We start from the raw sequence: 15,381 nt of genomic DNA, 5'->3' as shown, positions 1-15,381 counted from the left end.
TATTTAGTTTAAATAACTAAACGTAGCCGTATAAAAATCAACCGCCCCATCCTGCTCATAATTGGTTGCTTTGATAGTAGCTTGGGTGGGATAATTTAAATCATTATAGCTGTAATCAACTTTGATATCGTATAACGTCTCCCCGTTTTCATCAAAGTACACCACCTGAGAAGGATTGTTATTAAACAATAATGCCCGTGCTTTGACTACCTCTGAAGCTTGAGGGGTCATCGTTAGGTGGAGTTGCACCCCGTCAAGCACCTCTATGATCCCTGCTGCCTTTAAGGTGTAGAAATATGGATTAGGAGCATCATCATAAGAAACCACCGCCATATACTCTTTATCGATGGTTGTTCCAGTAGTGTGATCATAATCCTCACTATAAAAAGCAATACGCTTAGGGTTTCCATTAGCGTCATATTCACGTACCTCACCCACTTCAAAAGCATTATAAGGCGACTGGTATAATTCTTCGATATCCAAGTTATCGTTCTGTCCGGTTACATTAACCAACTCATCATCTTCGTAAATAAAATAGTCGGTATCCTCCCCGTTAGAAACGTCCGTGAGCCGCATATTTTCATCATAGCTCAAAAATAAAGTGGTACGGTCTGAAGGATCGGCGGTTGCCGTTACAATGGTCGAAGTGATGTATTGAGGTTCTACCTCACCGTTCACTTCTTCAAATTCGTCTGAAGCCGAATCAGAGCAGGATAAAAAGGTAAAGGTCGTTGCTGCTAATAATGTAAGGTACTGTTTTCTCATAATTGATTTGAGGTTTGTTTAGTATGATTTTTAAACAAATCTAAACCACGGAAGCTATATGGCTTTACGGATTTCCGTATTCCCTTCAAAAAGGGGAAAAATACCCGATACTGGGGATTGTTAAAGAAATGTAAAAGAGCGTTCTTTATAAGAACCAAACTACTAACAATCAAATACCTGCATGATGAAAAAAATTACGCTACTAGTTCTTCTGATACCCTTTTTAAATTTTGCACAAAATCAAGCCCCAAGAGCCTTAATTGATGAAGCTTTAGTAAACTATGAAGCTGAGATCAATGCCTCTGAGTTTCTAAATAACAAAACCCTGAATATTCTGGTAGGAGATGTATTGAATCAATACCTCCCGAGTACTAAAATTTCGACCCAACGTTTAAGCTTTATATTAGACGATGCTGATAATTCGTTGAGTTTAATGGGTAATTTTGATCCTCGATTGACTAAAACCAGTTATCAAAGCTTTTTGGCATCAGGAGGTCTAAAATTGAAAGGGGAACCTACCGGTTCTTTCTATACCTTTAAAGAATCCAGTTGGGCGCAAAATATAGGTGCCCAATTCAAACTGACATGGTTTATACCGGGTACGCTTACTAAAAACTCAGATCAACACATACAGAGTCTTTTAAAAGCGTATAGAGATAAAACGATAAAAAACCTAGCTCTTGAGGCTTTAGAAACCAAAGTTTTAAATGATGAAGAACTCATTGAATTAATTGCTACTAAAGAGGCGGAATATATACTTAAAAATGACCTCTACGTCGCGATGCGGAAATTTTGGTTTACCCTGCAAGGCTATATCCCACTTACAAAGAGCAGTAACACCTTTACTAACGCAACAGATGCAAGTAAACTATCTGAGCATCAGTTTGAAGCCTGGGATGCATCGCTTAGCGGCAATGCTTTTTTCAAATTGAGAAATATATCCTTTAGCGGTTCTATCTTATCACGTATTTATCAAAACAACAACACGTTAACCGAGACAGTCAAAAAAAGAACTTTTACATCTTTTGAAAGCTCTCCAGTAGGTCAACCCGCCCTTACCAGTACAGACAGCTATTATTATGGGGAGTATGAAGAGTTTACATCAGGGCAGGTAAAAGCTGAAGGTACATTCTTGCTGAAAGAACTCGTTGGCCTTAGTGCAGCCATAGAACAAAATTTTTGGAATGGTTATGATGCTCTCAATTGGAAACTAGGCATCCCCCTGAATCTCAAAAACAAAGACGGAGAATCAAGCATAGCCTTCGAACTTCAGTGGCGGGAGTTTAATAAACAACATTATTTAGGCATAAGCGTGGGGAAAGCAATCGGTAAATTCCTAAATTAATGACACGTATTACTAGGCTTCTCAGTCGCTCTTGCTTCGGTACAAATTTACCAGGCTACGCGCGTAAAATTCACGCAGCCGCCGCTTTGATCCTTTAAAATGCTACATTCAGTGCAAGTGGTTATTATAAATTGTAATTAGGGAACCCTGAATTAAAACACCTGTAAACTGCAACTACTTAATGAGACTGCTACACAAATTCTTTGTTCTTAAATTATAAATTTCAAATCCAAAAAACTACCAACTCAAATCTCACTTCTTACCTGTAACTTTCAGCTTGCTAACTGACGATTACCAACTTCAACTGCAAACGGATTACTTGTGTATTGCCCAGATTCTCCCTAAAAACTAGCGAAACCCATTTTCTTTAAACATCTTTGCACCTCCAAATGCGTAAATCATCGTGCAAACCCCAAAAACAAGCTATATCCCGTGTCCCGATTGTAAGGGCCAGGGCTATGTAAACCGGGGGCTTTCCAAGCGTGCTAAACAGCGGTATCAGAAAGCCCTGGAGGTGCACCGCCGGTTTCCTTCCAATCCCAAACCGGTAAAGCCCAAAGCGCATCTACAACCGTGCACCACCTGTTCGGCTTCGGGATTGATCCCTGCGGCACAGCCACCGGTACCCGATACCAACACCTTCCCGAACGTCGCTATCATAGGCGCAGGAATAGGCGGCATGGCATTGGCAGTAGCTTGTTTACACCGGGGGATTCCCTTTACCGTCTACGAGCGGGATCTGCATGTGGATGCGCGTTCACAGGGATACGGCCTCACCCTGCAACAGGCGCACACCGCTTTAAAGGGTTTTGGCATTCACGAACTGGAAGATGGCGTAGTCTCTACCCGGCATCTCGCACACAAACCCGACGGCACCGTCGTTGGTGAATGGGGGATGCGCAAGTGGGATGCCGGTACCCACACCACCGCTAAAAAAACCAACATACACATTGCCCGTCAGGCATTGCGTAAGACCTTGTTTGACCAATTGGGGGAGGCCCATCAAATACAGTGGGGACACCAACTGCTGGGCATTCAGCCCACCGATACCGGAGCGCTTCAACTCCATCTGGAAGTGGATGGTACTTCAAAAACCGCTCATGCTGATCTGGTCGTGGGAGCAGACGGCATACGCAGTACCGTACGCACCATGCTGCTAAAGCCGCAACTCCTTCCCTTGCAGTATTTAGGCTGTATCGTCATTTTAGGGATCTGTAAACTGAAAGCACTCTCAGAAGTTGAAAGTCCGTTACTCGATTCAGCAACCGTGTTTCAAACCGCAGACGGTACCGCTCGTATGTATATGATGCCCTACGATCGGGAGTCCGTTATGTGGCAATTCAGTTTCCCCATCCCGGAAGATCAGGCTCAAGCCCTCAGTGCTTTAGGCCCCGAAGCTTTAAAACAGGCCGTACAGCACAGAACCCCTTGGCACGCTCCCATTCCTCAGGTTGTAGCAGCTACAGAACCGGGCCTCATTTCAGGATATCCCGTATATGACCGCGAACTGCTGACTCCAGACTTCACGAAAAACTGGGGGAACTGCACCCTTCTAGGCGATGCCGCACACCCGATGAGTCCGTTTAAAGGCCAGGGTGCCAATCAGGCCTTACTGGATGCACTCGCGCTGGCCAAGCGCATCACCAAAGGTTACTCCCCGGCAAAAACCTTTAAAGCGAGTAACCTTCGAAAACGCGTACTCAACAAATTTGAAACCGAAATGCTCAAACGCAGTGCATTAAAAGTCACCGCTTCCGCAAAAGCCGCTGCCGTACTGCATTCTGAAAAAGTACTTCAGGAACGCGATGGACCCAGAGGGGGAGTAAGCAAGAAATAGTGGGTTATGAGTATTGTTATTATTATTGCTATTGCTATTGTTCTTTTGCCTTGATGCTAAAACTCCTCATCCCAAACCCTTCTCCCTTAGGAGAAGGGAGCTTGATTCTTACTCAATTGAAAACACTACAATACCCATACCCGAAGGGTCAAACGGATTATCAATTCCCTCGGTTCAGAATAGGCTTGAGAAGCTCCGAAGGACAGGAGCGATAGCGACGCGGAGCTGACGAGCCGGTTTTTGGCCGTAAAACGGCTTTTAAAAGGAATACCTTACGCGTTATAGGAATCAATTAGGGATCAAGACCAGCTCATTAATATTTAATCTCGATTATCGAGCGAAAAATTTCGAAGCGAGGGTGTCTTTTCTTTTGTTAAGCCTGCCCTGAGCGATAGTCGAAAGGTTTCTTTGGACGAGCAAAGAAAAGTAAGGAACAAGAATCATAATTAACACTACTCAAACCGAGGATACGAGGTTCACGAGCACCCGTAAAATAATAACCACGCGAGCTAAATCGACGATAGGAGATTCACGAGCTCCCGTAAAATAATATCACGCGAGCTAAATCGACGACAGGAGATTCACGAGCTCCCGTGAAATAATAACCACGCGAGCTAAACCGAGGGCACGAGGTTCACGAGCTCCCGTAAAAATATAACTCACGCGAGTAAAGAAAAGTAAAGAACATGATGCTATAGCAATTTCCATTTACCCCCCTGTTCTTATACCTGCTGTGAGCTTTTAGAATGATTAAGCGAGAAAGGATTGTGAGGAGTCTGTGGATAACAACATGCTATCAAGAATGCTTTGAAGCGTTCAATTCAAACGTTTAAAGAAGCAGACAAGCAACTTATTACAAGTAATTTATAAGTATTTAAATCTTTTATGTGAAAAAAATCCAGTATACAGAATCAATCCTTTTGACCCCATCAAAAATTAAGTTAATTTAAATTTAAGATCCAAAAAATTAAAAAAATGAGAACAAAATTACTCCTATGCCTATTCATAGCCCTCGTGGGTTTAAATACCAACTTAAGTGCTCAAGATGCGGCAGATATGGTCTATATGCTTAATGGGGAAACTAAGAAAGGTAAAGTGACTGCTGTACATGAAGACAACATAGAATTTATTTATTCTGGCGAAGATTTAAATTACGACATCAAAAAATCTGAAATTGCAAAAATCACATTCTCAAGTGGTCGCACTCAGGTATTTAATGAGCAACCTGCTGCTCCTACCGCGATGGCTGCACCGGTAAGTGCTACTACTGCAGCGAGCAGAAAAAACAAATTGGCGGTGTTACCCTTTGTAATGGTTTCTAACGACCAGGGCTTGATGAGCGAAGCCATGTCAGGGCAGGTGCAACAAACAGCCATCAATTCGTTTAAAAAGAATACCAATCAGGTTATAGTTCAGGAAGCGATGACCACAAATGCCATACTTCTTCAAAATGGACTAGATCCTACCAGCATTAAGACGATGCTTCCCAAAGATGTAGCCAGTCTGTTGGGTGTAGAATTTGTTGTTTATGGAACTGCTAATATTGAGTTTGAAGGTACCCGCACTTCCGGACTTTCAAGCACTACCTATAAAAACGATAAAGACAAGGATAAAAGAAAAGGGAGAGAGCTTACCTCGAACTCATCAACTACTACTACCAATTACGATACGACTATTGGCTTAACCATTGTTTCAGATACGGGTTCAAGCCTCTATTCGGTGAATAGAAATGGTTTTGGTTCGTCTCTTGATACGTATGAGGGCACGTTAAGCTATTTGATCAAGCGTTGCCCTTGGGGTACTAAGCGTAAATAAGCTTTTATGACCCAGTGTAAAAATTGCCACCATGAATTTAAAGGTAATTTTTGTCCGGTTTGCGGGCAACACAGCCAAATACAACGTATAAAATTACAGTATATATTTAAAGATTTAAGCCTGGGGCTCTTTAATGTAGACTCCGGGTTTCTGTATACCATACGCGCTTTATATTGGCGACCCGGCTATGTGGTTAAAGATTATTTAGCAGGTAAACGCGTCAAGTACTTTATGCCGGTATCTATGCTCATCGTACTAGCTACTATTTATAGTTTCTTATACCATAGCCTTGATATTGATGTGTTTCAGTTGCCTGAAAAAGAACCGGAATTTAGTGAATCACTGTATGAATTTTCCACCCGTTTAGATGGGAATTATGTTTATTTTACGTTGGCAATTCTACCCATAATGAGTTTTAGCAGTTGGCTGTTCTTTAAAAAACAAAGGCTCAATTTTGCAGAGCATTTTATTTTAAACACGTTTGCTGCTTGTCAAAGACTGGTGATGCATATCGTTTTTCTGGCTTTTTTGGTACGGATTAAAAACACTACTCAATTCAATCTGTTCAAGAATTTCGAGACGCTATTGGGTTGCGCACTAACGCTCTGGTGTTTTATACAATTTTTTGACCATTCTAAATTTAAGGTAGTACTCCTTTCCTTTTTTACGTTCTTTTTAACCTATGTCCTCTTATTAACGTTACTAATACTTTACACCTATGCGTTTTAAATCACTTCAAACACTCAAAATACTGCTGTTCTTAGCGGTACCTGCTAGCTTTTATGCTCAAGATTTAGAAACCCTTCCCAAGATCATCTCTTACACGGATCAGGTGCAGGTAAAAGTGCACGTAGATTCCTATCTGGAGAACTATTTTATCTCAGGAGAAGGAATGGATGAGGAATTAAAACTCGCTACAAATAATGATTTAAGGCTTACAGGACTATTTGATTATAAAATTTTTAGCTTCTCCTATTCGTTTACACCGGGTTTCTTACCCGGTAATGATGATAACGACGAAAGAGGCGATAGTCAATATCAAGATTTTACCGTTAGACTATTTCCGGGGCAATTTGTACAAGAATTCAAATACCAGCGCTTAAAAGGGTTTTACGTAGAGAATACTGACGTTCTTTTTCCTGATTTTTTTGACAATGAGGGGTACTTATTGTTTCCTGATCTTAAACGCACCTTTTATGGCGGATCGACCTCTTACGTTTTAAATCCAGATTTTTCTTTAGAAGGTCTGCTTTACCAACGTAAATGGCAGCGGGTAAGTGCAGGTAGTTTTGTGCCTACTTTTAACTATAGCTATGCTCGATTAAAGAATGATTTTGAAACCTACACCGGAGTAGAGAATAATTTTGATTTTAGTTTAGATGTTAGTTATTATTACAATGCCGTTATTGAAGAACAATTCAATATTGCTCCCTATGCCTTTGGGGGTATAGGTACCCGCATGTCTACTTATGAACGTTCTGGAGAAGAATATAACGACAAAGAATCAAACACCTATTTCACAACGGAATACGGTGCGGGAATACAAGTAGGTTATAACACCTCTAAATTCTTAATGGGAGCGCGTCTCAATTACAAATCTTTAAGTTATACTAACGAAAATGACACTTCTTTAAAGGATGACTCCTGGTATGGATTGTTTTTTATAGGATACCGCTTTGACCCTCCAGAAAAGTTAAGACAAACTACTGAACGTCTGGGATTATGAAAAAGGTTTACTTAATAATGTATAGCATCCTCCTTTTGGCATTTGCCTGTAAAGAACCTAAAGAAAAAACACCGCCTTCTGCTGAGCTATCAAAAGAAGAAAGCAAGGTCTCTTTCCAAAACGTTATAGGAGCTTATGTAGATGCTGCTTATTTTAAAAAGGATGAAGGCTACGATTGGGTTGCAATCAAAGTAGACACCACCTCTTATAAAAACTATGCGCTACAGGTAAGCATTCGTTCTAGAAATGCTATTAAAAAGCCTACCTGTACCTTAGATGGTTTTGCTACTGCACTAAACGACAGCACCTTTGAAATCAAAAAGGATGTTGGAACGCTTAGGCTACAATTCAACGAGGATAAACTATCCATTTTAAAAGATAGTGATGAAGCTGCATTATTTTACTATTGTTCAGGCGGAGCGAGTTTAGCAGGGTTATATACCAAACTTCAGCAATCCTTAGATACCACTCAAATAGATCAACGCAGCTTTGTGCAAAACCTGAGATATGACACGCTGTTTTTTGAGGTTTCCGGCTCTATAAGTGATCGCAAAAAAACCGTATGCATTAAACCCGCAGGACTAGAATTGAAAAATCAAGAAGTACAAATGGCTTATGAAGGAAACATTGTAGATGCTCAAATAACCGATTTAAATCAAGACGATTCTCCAGAAATCCTGTTGTTCATAAAATCTGCTAAAGATCATAGCATAAGCGTTCAGGGCGTATCGGTTAACAACAGAAAATCTATGAGCTTATTTGCTTTTCCTGATGGTTTTTCTGATAGTCTTTTAACTCAATCCTATAAGGGTTATGATCAGTATGAGATTAAAAATGACACCGTACTAAGAACATTTCCTGAGTATCAAAATGGAACCCCTTCCGGAGCAACGTATACTTTAAAATATACCTTAATTGATGGAGAGGCTATGCGATCTTTTAAAATGGTGGATTTTGCCAAAGATTAAAAAACAACAGCATTCATTATTTTAAAGCCCTAAAATGCTCAGTAACCGTATCTAGGAGCGGACTTTCCCCTTCATCATATGAAATACTGTCAATTTACGTTAGACGGAAGGTTTTAAACCAAAGCCTTTTGAAATACAAGATTAAAAATCAGAACTACCAAATAAGCAACCCTATCACTTGTCACCCTGAGCCTGTCGAAGGGGCTATCGAGAAGCCTTATTGGATGAGATGCTGAAACAATCCCGATTATGATCAGGACAGCATGACCACTCACCCCTAGCCGAAGGGTTCAACGAATCATGATCTCTTCTCTCAAGGAAAAGGGAGTTGAATTCTTACTCAATTTAAAACACTACAATACCCATACCCGAAGGGTCAAACGGATTATCAATTCCCTCGGTTCAGAATAGGCTTGAGAAGCTCCGAAGGACAGGAGCGGTAGCGACGCGGAGCTGACGAGCCGGTTTTTGGCCGTAAAACGGCTTTTAAAAGGAATACCTTACGCGTTATAGGAATCAATTAGGGATCAAGACCAGCTCATTAATATTTAATCTCGATTATCGAGCGAAAAATTTCGAAGCGAGGGTGTCTTTTCTTTTGTTAAGCCTGCCCTGAGCGATAGTCAAAGGGTTTCTTTGGAGAAGCTAAGAAAATGAATGAAACAAGATTAGAAGTAAGTACTACTCAAATCTCCGTTAGGAGATCAATCAACACTTCATCAGAAGATGTAACTTCTATTCATCTTTCTGTTCATTTTTTACATCGATACGGCAAAGCATGTCCTGGAGCAAGTTGATGCGGCTGGACACCAAAAGATCAAGGTTCCGTTTGAGTATTCTCATCGTATTCGATTTAAAAAAGCCCATGCCTGTTAGGGGCAGACACAGGCTTATGATTAAAATTTAAGGAGTTACGTCTAGATGCGTGTCAATGACTTCTGTATTCCCGTTTTCATCTTCTATGGTAATCACCATATGGTATGCTCCTACAGGTGCGGTTGCCGGCACATCGATATGCTCATGAAATTCTACAGCAATCTCCTCGTGATAGCCCGCTTCAAAATCCCGATCAAAAGTCCATTCCACATCACCTTCGTTTACCGGCAAACCGTGTGCGTGAATGTTCACATTCTATCTCGTGCTAAGCGGGGATCAACCAAACTGGATTCCTACCAAATGCTAACAGGTCTTGGCTGAGGTACGTAATTAATAAGCTCTGGAATTAGGTGCAGCAACGCGTTGCAGCGCGTATACTAATCTAAACTAAATGTATTAGGGAAAAACTACTAACCCAATACCTACCGCAAAGCAGATGCATACACCTAAAACAAGAGACTTTATACGGTTGTGTGTCGTGGGGGCGGCCTGCAATACAGATGGCGTGTTAAAAGCCGATCTTGAAAGGAGCAGGAAGTAAAGGGTGTAGCCTCCTGATGAAGCATAGTGGGAAAAAAGGGAGTTTCAACTGCAGGTAGCTCACCTTCTGGAAGAACTGGAATAGCAGCCTGGTTGATGACTACCTGACAGATTGGGCAATCGTCTTGTTGCTGTAGATCATCATCGTGCACGAGAAGGTGCAGGCTGCCTAACTTCATCACTAGAAAAAGTGTAAGCAACAGGAATGAAATACGATGTTTTTGCCGTCTTATCATACAGAATATAACCCGATATGGTGTTGCGTATAAGCATCAGATTCCCTAAAAATAGATTGCCCAAACTTAATAAGGCTACTAATCTTAGGTTACTTAACTTTGTATAGGTATTAAAAACACCCTATTGCAACATTGTTGCAAACATAACTTTTATTTTTGCAACTGCAACCCTATTGCATTAAAAAAATCAAATGAGAAATACTGTAGCTCGAGATGCCATTCTAGAAATCATCAACACGACTGATGAGGCTTTATCTCAAAGTGATGTTCAAGCAAAGTTACCCGAAGGACTCTGCAACAGGGTAACCATTTACCGCGTTTTAGATCGACTGGTAGATGAACACCTCGCACATAAAATCACCAATATTGATGGCGTTATCAAGTATGCGAATTGCCAAAGTTGCACTACTAAACACAAACACAATCATTTACACTTCAATTGTGAGCGTTGCAACACAGTGACCTGTATAGAGGCTGTAGAACCCAGCTTCAAATTACCGGCTAATTACGAAGTAAAAAACGTAAATTTTTTAGTCTCGGGCATTTGCCCGGAATGTAAAGGAAACTAGTTTTCGCGCTGCAACCTATTGCGGTAGATGAAAAGCTTATGAGGTGAGGTACTTCGTAGCAAGTGTACGAGACATTGTGCTTGGAGCACTGCATTTGGAGAACGAGACAAGTCATAGAGTAGTTAAATCTCAGTAGCATAACCTATTCTGAAAGAAACCTAACGCTTAAAAAAATACCAGACTATACGTCTTGAAGTCCTTACTATTTGAGTATGCATTCCCCTAAAATCAATACATTTAAACCACAAACTGATATAACCCATGAAACTTTTCAACTATTTGGGGCTTGTACTGCTGCTTGTATGGGCTTCGTGCACTTCTAAAAAAACAGAAGACAGCGAATGGATCACGCTTTTTAATGGCGTTGACCTCAAAGGCTGGACGCCCAAATTCTACCACCACGAGACCGGTGAGAATTATGCGGATACCTTTCGCGTACAAGACAGCAGCATAGTGGTAGCCTATGAGGATTATGACACCTTTGACGAACGATACGGACATTTATTTTACGACCAGCCTTTTGAGTCGTTTCATCTTAAATTCAGGTATCGCTTTACAGAGGAATGGATGGAAGATGCTCCCAGTTATACGTATAGAAACAGCGGAGTTATGTTTCATGCACAAGCGCCGGAAACTATTTTAAAAGAACAAGACTGGCCCCTTTCAGTAGAATACCAGATGCTGGCAGAAGCCGAACCGGGAAAAGCCAGACCTACCGGAAATATGTGCTCCCCCGGAACTGATGTGTTCTATCAAGGTAAAAAATCAAACGACCACTGCATCAATTCGTCTTCAGACACCTATACGTGGGATACCTGGGTAGAAGCAGATTTGATCGTGTATCAAGACTCGCTGATCATTCATAAAGTCAATGACAAAGAAGTGCTGCGCTATACTAACACGCAAATAGGGGGCGAAGTAGCCAAGGGGTATAATCCGGATCTAAAGGTAGATGGCAAAGCTTTAAAAAGCGGCTACATCGGTTTACAAGCAGAAGGACAAGGTGTTATTTTTAAAGACATCAAGCTCAAAAAGCTATAGTTTATACCATGAGAAAAGCCCCTGAAGCAAGCTTCAGAGGCTTTAATAAATCAGATTCGTATTCAACCAATCGTTTAATTTAAAGCTTCTTTTAATGCTTTAGCTGCTGCTGCAGGGTCTTTTGCCCCATAGATTGCGCCACCGGCTACTGCTACTACCGCACCAGATTCCTTTACCGCTTGAATACTATCCAGGTTAACACCCCCTGCAATAGAGACCGGTACTCCTGCACGAGTGGCCTCGTCGATCAATACCTGAATAGAATACCCATCTTCAGCTTGCTCATCTAAACCGGCGTGGAGTTCTACAAACGCAGCACCTAGTTTAATCACTTCTTGTGCTCTTTTTACACGATCCTGAACACCAATAGTATCTACCACTACCGCTTTTCCATGGGCTTTTGCAGCTTTTACAGCTCCGGCAATGGTACTGTCTCCGGTTGATCCCAGAATAGTAACATAATCCGCTCCGGCTTTAAAAGCCATATCTGCTTCCAGTTCGCCTGCATCTGCTGTTTTAAAATCTGCAAAAACCAGTTTATCGGGAAATGCATCTTTCATCGCAGTGATCACTGATAAACCTTCACTTTTGATCAGCGGAGTTCCCAATTCTATAATATCTACATAGGGTGCTACTTTAGTCGCTAAAGCGATTGCATCTTCTGTTGTTAATAAATCTATTGCTACTTGTAATTGAGTCATGGTATGTAATTTAGTTGTTATAATTTTTATTTTTCTAGCTCTTACTCCAGATTGGAGTGGCGTTTCCAGAGTTCGTCTGCAGATTTCCCACCGGCCTGCCACAATACCTGTATCAAAGCATCAGTAACCAGCAACAAACTTTGTTCAAAAAGACTACCTGCATATTGTTTAGAAATAGCCGCTTCCTGTTTGTTTTTTTGTGCTGCAGGAATGAGAAGCACCTGATCGGCCAGATCGGCTAAAAGAGAATCTGGGTTTGTTGTGATCGCTACTACACCAGCTCCTTCTTGCTTTGCGGTTTTTGCGGCATTTACAATACTTGTAGTACTTCCGCTCCCCGAACCGGCAAGTAACAGGTCTCCTTTACCTATTGCAGGGGTAGTGGTCTCTCCCACTACATACGTTTCATATCCTAAATGCATCAAGCGCATCGCCGCCGCTTGCATCATCAGTCCGCTGCGGCCCATTCCCATCAAAAAAATACGTTTACTCGCATCCAGATGTGGAATCACCGCTGCCAGCTGGTTGTAATCCAGTCCGTCGCGCATTTTTAAATGTTCTTCATAAACCAGATTCACTGCTTCATCTAAGACTTCATTTAGGGGTATCGTTGGAGTATTCATCATAAGTTCTAAGCATTGTTATTCTAATCGGTACAAAAGTACCCAACAAGTCAACCTACTTGTTACACGATTTGACAGATGTGTGGTACTATTTGCTCACCCTCTAAAAATTAGTGGTGTTATTCGCTATTTTTGTGGTACATTTTAGAAACAACACTTCAAACAGACTTGTAAATTTTAATACAAGTCTTATCCAAAACAGTGCTTATATGCTTAGTGATAAGGTTTTATACATACGCGATCTTGCAGACTGCCCTCCTTCTTATCTGGACGACCCGGGGCGTAAGGAGTTTTATGAGATCGTCTGGTTGATCAATGAGGAGGCATTACACACCCCACAACACGATTTTCAAACGCTGATAGGAAATTGGATTTACCTGATTCCGCCGTATCGCGTACATCAATTGAATAAAGCCGGTAAAAAAGGAGTTTTGATCTCTTTTAAGCACGAGTTGCTGGAGGATGACCTTAAAGAGTTTTTACTGGATGTCTTTAGAATTTTTAATGTACAAGGTGAGTTCTCGTGTTTACAACTCAACGAAGAGAGTGCACGCAGCCTGCAAGCAGTTTACAATTTGATGCATGAGGAATATGCTAAAGAGGAAATCAACCTGATTATAGTAAAGGCTTTGCTTAAAGTGTTTTTACTGAAACTCATTCAGTTGAAAGAACAGCATTTTACCCTTCAGGACATCAATGAAAAGCGGGTATATGAGTTTATGATGCTGCTGGAGTTGAATTATCACGAGGAACGCACAGCAGCATTTTATGCAGATAAGATGAATATCAGTGCTAAGCGGTTGAATCAGATCTTAAAGGAAAAACTCTCCAAAACCGGAATGCAACTCATTCACGATCGTCTGGTCCTGGAAGCCAAACGCCAGATGATTCACAGTGAAAACACCATCAAAGAAATTGGTTTCAATCTGGGGTTTAAAGACCGGTCATATTTTAGTAGATTTTTTAAAGGGCATACCAATCAGACACCTCAGGAATTTCAGAACCAGGCAAAAAACTATGTGCAACAGCACGACAACACCTTGTATCCTGAATGAACGTCATTAAAACGAAATATCCCACTGCACTCTAAAACGCAACTCGTTTTTAAGTTCTTCGGTTGGAGTTTCATAATCAAAGCTAGAAATTTCAGCAGTCAACTTGTTGCGATGTCCTTTAAAAAACCAATTGAAAGCGAGTGAAGATTCATCCAACTCCGTATCTTGACTCCTATCCGGTTTAAAACTGGCATAGCGTACAGCTACTTCTAAAGGTTTGGGCCACCAAGAAAATGCCTGATTGGCAAAATAACCTGCCTGCACATAATACCCACTCAATGTTGTAGTGGCATTTGCATTCAGTTTATCGATGATTTCTTTGCGGTGTATTTCTGATTGCCAACTGAAGCCTTGATACTTAAAAGCAGTCTCTACATTCGTCTGATTGATGCGGTACTGGCCGGGTTCTTGTTGTTCAAAACCTGCTAAAAAGCCACCGCCTGAAGAAGAAAACCGCGTAAACGGACTTCGGTTTGTAACAGCTGATACGGCTAGAATTGCCTCTGGAGTCTGATGTAATTGTAAATCACTACCTCCTGAAAAACCGAGATCATCTCCCAGAACATTCCATTGTAGACGGCCAAAATACATCAGGTTCTTATCATCATTCTCCGTAGCAGACCTACCGCTTCCGGTGACTACTGCCGCCCAATAACTAAAATCTGCAGATCCCCTGCCTGCTAATCTACCGTATAACTCTATACCTTGCTGGCGATCTACGGTAAAACTTCGGTTTAAAATAGAGCGGTCAACCAGTTGTTGTGCTCCACTACTGATGCGGCGCTCCCGGGTAAACTCCAGCTTCCACTGCCCTATTTTGATGTTGAGCCACTTCCACCGCTCTATCATAATTCTAAAATCAAGCAGATTTCCTTGCCCCAGTTCATATTCCCAATAGTATTTCAGCCAGGGTTTATAGGCATGACCACCAACTTTAAGACGGGAACGATTTATTTTAAAAACACTATTCTCTTCTTCACTGAAATCGTCATAGGTTAACGGATCATTATCTCCGGGTGTCGCATAGCGGAATTGAAATCGACTCTGTATCTGTAGTGAAAAGTCATTATGAGGTGCTGTAAATTGAATGCCCTTAGCTCCATAATCAATTTGCCATTTTGAGATAGAATCATGTTTTGCGAGCTCTTGAGCAAATGCAGCTTGTGGAAGCAACATACAAAAGCATGAAAGCGCAAAAAAAGTATAAATGATACGAAGCGTATCCATAGCTATAAGAACCTAAAGTTTAGGCCTGCAAAAGTAAGTATAAGCTCACAGTTAACA

Annotated in this window: 14 protein-coding genes; 9 read left to right on the top strand and 5 right to left on the bottom strand. The window is 41.3% G+C overall.

Annotated elements, in window-relative coordinates; translation table 11 throughout:
* Window positions 1–3: 3 nt before the first annotated feature.
* Window positions 4–765: a hypothetical protein gene (locus DSM02_RS00160; RefSeq protein WP_128763752.1), complete on the bottom strand. Its 762-nt coding sequence runs from the start codon at window positions 763–765 to the stop codon at window positions 4–6.
* 181 nt (window positions 766–946) lie between these two features.
* On the opposite strand from DSM02_RS00160, the gene DSM02_RS00155 reads away from it, so the two are divergent.
* The 6 genes from DSM02_RS00155 (at window position 947) to DSM02_RS00130 (ending at window position 8,456) form a co-directional block, all read left to right on the top strand.
* Window positions 947–2,110 carry a hypothetical protein gene (locus DSM02_RS00155; protein WP_128763751.1) on the top strand — a complete coding sequence of 388 codons (1,164 nt, stop codon included), beginning with the start codon at window positions 947–949 and terminating at the stop codon, window positions 2,108–2,110.
* Window positions 2,111–2,624: 514 nt separating this feature from the next.
* Window positions 2,625–3,947 (top strand): FAD-dependent oxidoreductase, encoded by a 1,323-nt coding sequence (locus DSM02_RS00150; protein ID WP_317128214.1) that lies wholly within the window; start codon window positions 2,625–2,627, stop codon window positions 3,945–3,947.
* Between the two features lie 975 nt (window positions 3,948–4,922).
* Complete coding sequence (locus tag DSM02_RS00145; RefSeq protein WP_128763749.1) at window positions 4,923–5,762, top strand: hypothetical protein; 840 nt, start codon at window positions 4,923–4,925, stop codon at window positions 5,760–5,762.
* A 6-nt stretch (window positions 5,763–5,768) separates the two neighbouring features.
* The gene (locus tag DSM02_RS00140; protein ID WP_128763748.1) at window positions 5,769–6,491 is read left to right on the top strand and encodes a DUF3667 domain-containing protein; all 723 of its coding nucleotides are present in this window, start codon (window positions 5,769–5,771) and stop codon (window positions 6,489–6,491) included.
* The gene (locus DSM02_RS00135; RefSeq protein ID WP_128762020.1) at window positions 6,481–7,488 is read left to right on the top strand and encodes a DUF4421 family protein; all 1,008 of its coding nucleotides are present in this window, start codon (window positions 6,481–6,483) and stop codon (window positions 7,486–7,488) included. The genes DSM02_RS00140 and DSM02_RS00135 overlap by 11 nt, the downstream gene beginning before the upstream one ends.
* Complete coding sequence (locus DSM02_RS00130) at window positions 7,485–8,456, top strand: hypothetical protein (protein ID WP_128763747.1); 972 nt, start codon at window positions 7,485–7,487, stop codon at window positions 8,454–8,456. The genes DSM02_RS00135 and DSM02_RS00130 overlap by 4 nt, the downstream gene beginning before the upstream one ends.
* Before the next feature lie 903 nt (window positions 8,457–9,359).
* Here the strand turns inward: DSM02_RS00130 and DSM02_RS00125 are convergent.
* Complete coding sequence (locus DSM02_RS00125; protein ID WP_128763746.1) at window positions 9,360–9,584, bottom strand: DUF4625 domain-containing protein; 225 nt, start codon at window positions 9,582–9,584, stop codon at window positions 9,360–9,362.
* Window positions 9,585–10,299: 715 nt separating this feature from the next.
* Here DSM02_RS00125 and DSM02_RS00120 point away from each other — a divergent pair.
* Entirely contained in the window at window positions 10,300–10,677 is a 378-nt protein-coding gene (locus DSM02_RS00120) for a Fur family transcriptional regulator (RefSeq protein ID WP_128763206.1), read from the top strand.
* Window positions 10,678–10,938: 261 nt separating this feature from the next.
* A complete protein-coding gene (locus DSM02_RS00115; protein ID WP_128763745.1) occupies window positions 10,939–11,718 on the top strand; it encodes a 3-keto-disaccharide hydrolase in 780 nt (259 codons plus the stop codon).
* 74 nt (window positions 11,719–11,792) lie between these two features.
* Here DSM02_RS00115 and hxlA read toward each other — a convergent pair whose 3' ends face one another.
* Together hxlA and hxlB are read right to left on the bottom strand one after the other, a co-directional pair.
* Window positions 11,793–12,419: a 3-hexulose-6-phosphate synthase gene (gene hxlA / locus DSM02_RS00110; protein ID WP_128763744.1), complete on the bottom strand. Its 627-nt coding sequence runs from the start codon at window positions 12,417–12,419 to the stop codon at window positions 11,793–11,795.
* Window positions 12,420–12,460: 41 nt separating this feature from the next.
* Entirely contained in the window at window positions 12,461–13,045 is a 585-nt protein-coding gene (gene hxlB / locus DSM02_RS00105; RefSeq protein ID WP_240673939.1) for a 6-phospho-3-hexuloisomerase, read from the bottom strand.
* A 206-nt stretch (window positions 13,046–13,251) separates the two neighbouring features.
* On the opposite strand from hxlB, the gene DSM02_RS00100 reads away from it, so the two are divergent.
* The gene (locus DSM02_RS00100; protein ID WP_128763743.1) at window positions 13,252–14,097 is read left to right on the top strand and encodes a helix-turn-helix domain-containing protein; all 846 of its coding nucleotides are present in this window, start codon (window positions 13,252–13,254) and stop codon (window positions 14,095–14,097) included.
* A gap of 6 nt (window positions 14,098–14,103) precedes the next feature.
* Here the strand turns inward: DSM02_RS00100 and DSM02_RS00095 are convergent, their stop codons facing one another.
* Window positions 14,104–15,324, bottom strand: a complete 1,221-nt coding sequence (locus DSM02_RS00095) for a porin (protein ID WP_128763742.1) — start codon at window positions 15,322–15,324, stop codon at window positions 14,104–14,106.
* Between the last annotated feature and the right edge of the window lie 57 nt (window positions 15,325–15,381).

The sequence above is a fragment of the Leeuwenhoekiella polynyae genome, assembly GCF_004104075.1.
In the GTDB taxonomy this organism is placed as follows: domain Bacteria; phylum Bacteroidota; class Bacteroidia; order Flavobacteriales; family Flavobacteriaceae; genus Leeuwenhoekiella; species Leeuwenhoekiella polynyae.
Note: the sequence above shows the minus strand (reverse complement) of the source record. Positions and strands in the feature narration are given on the sequence as shown.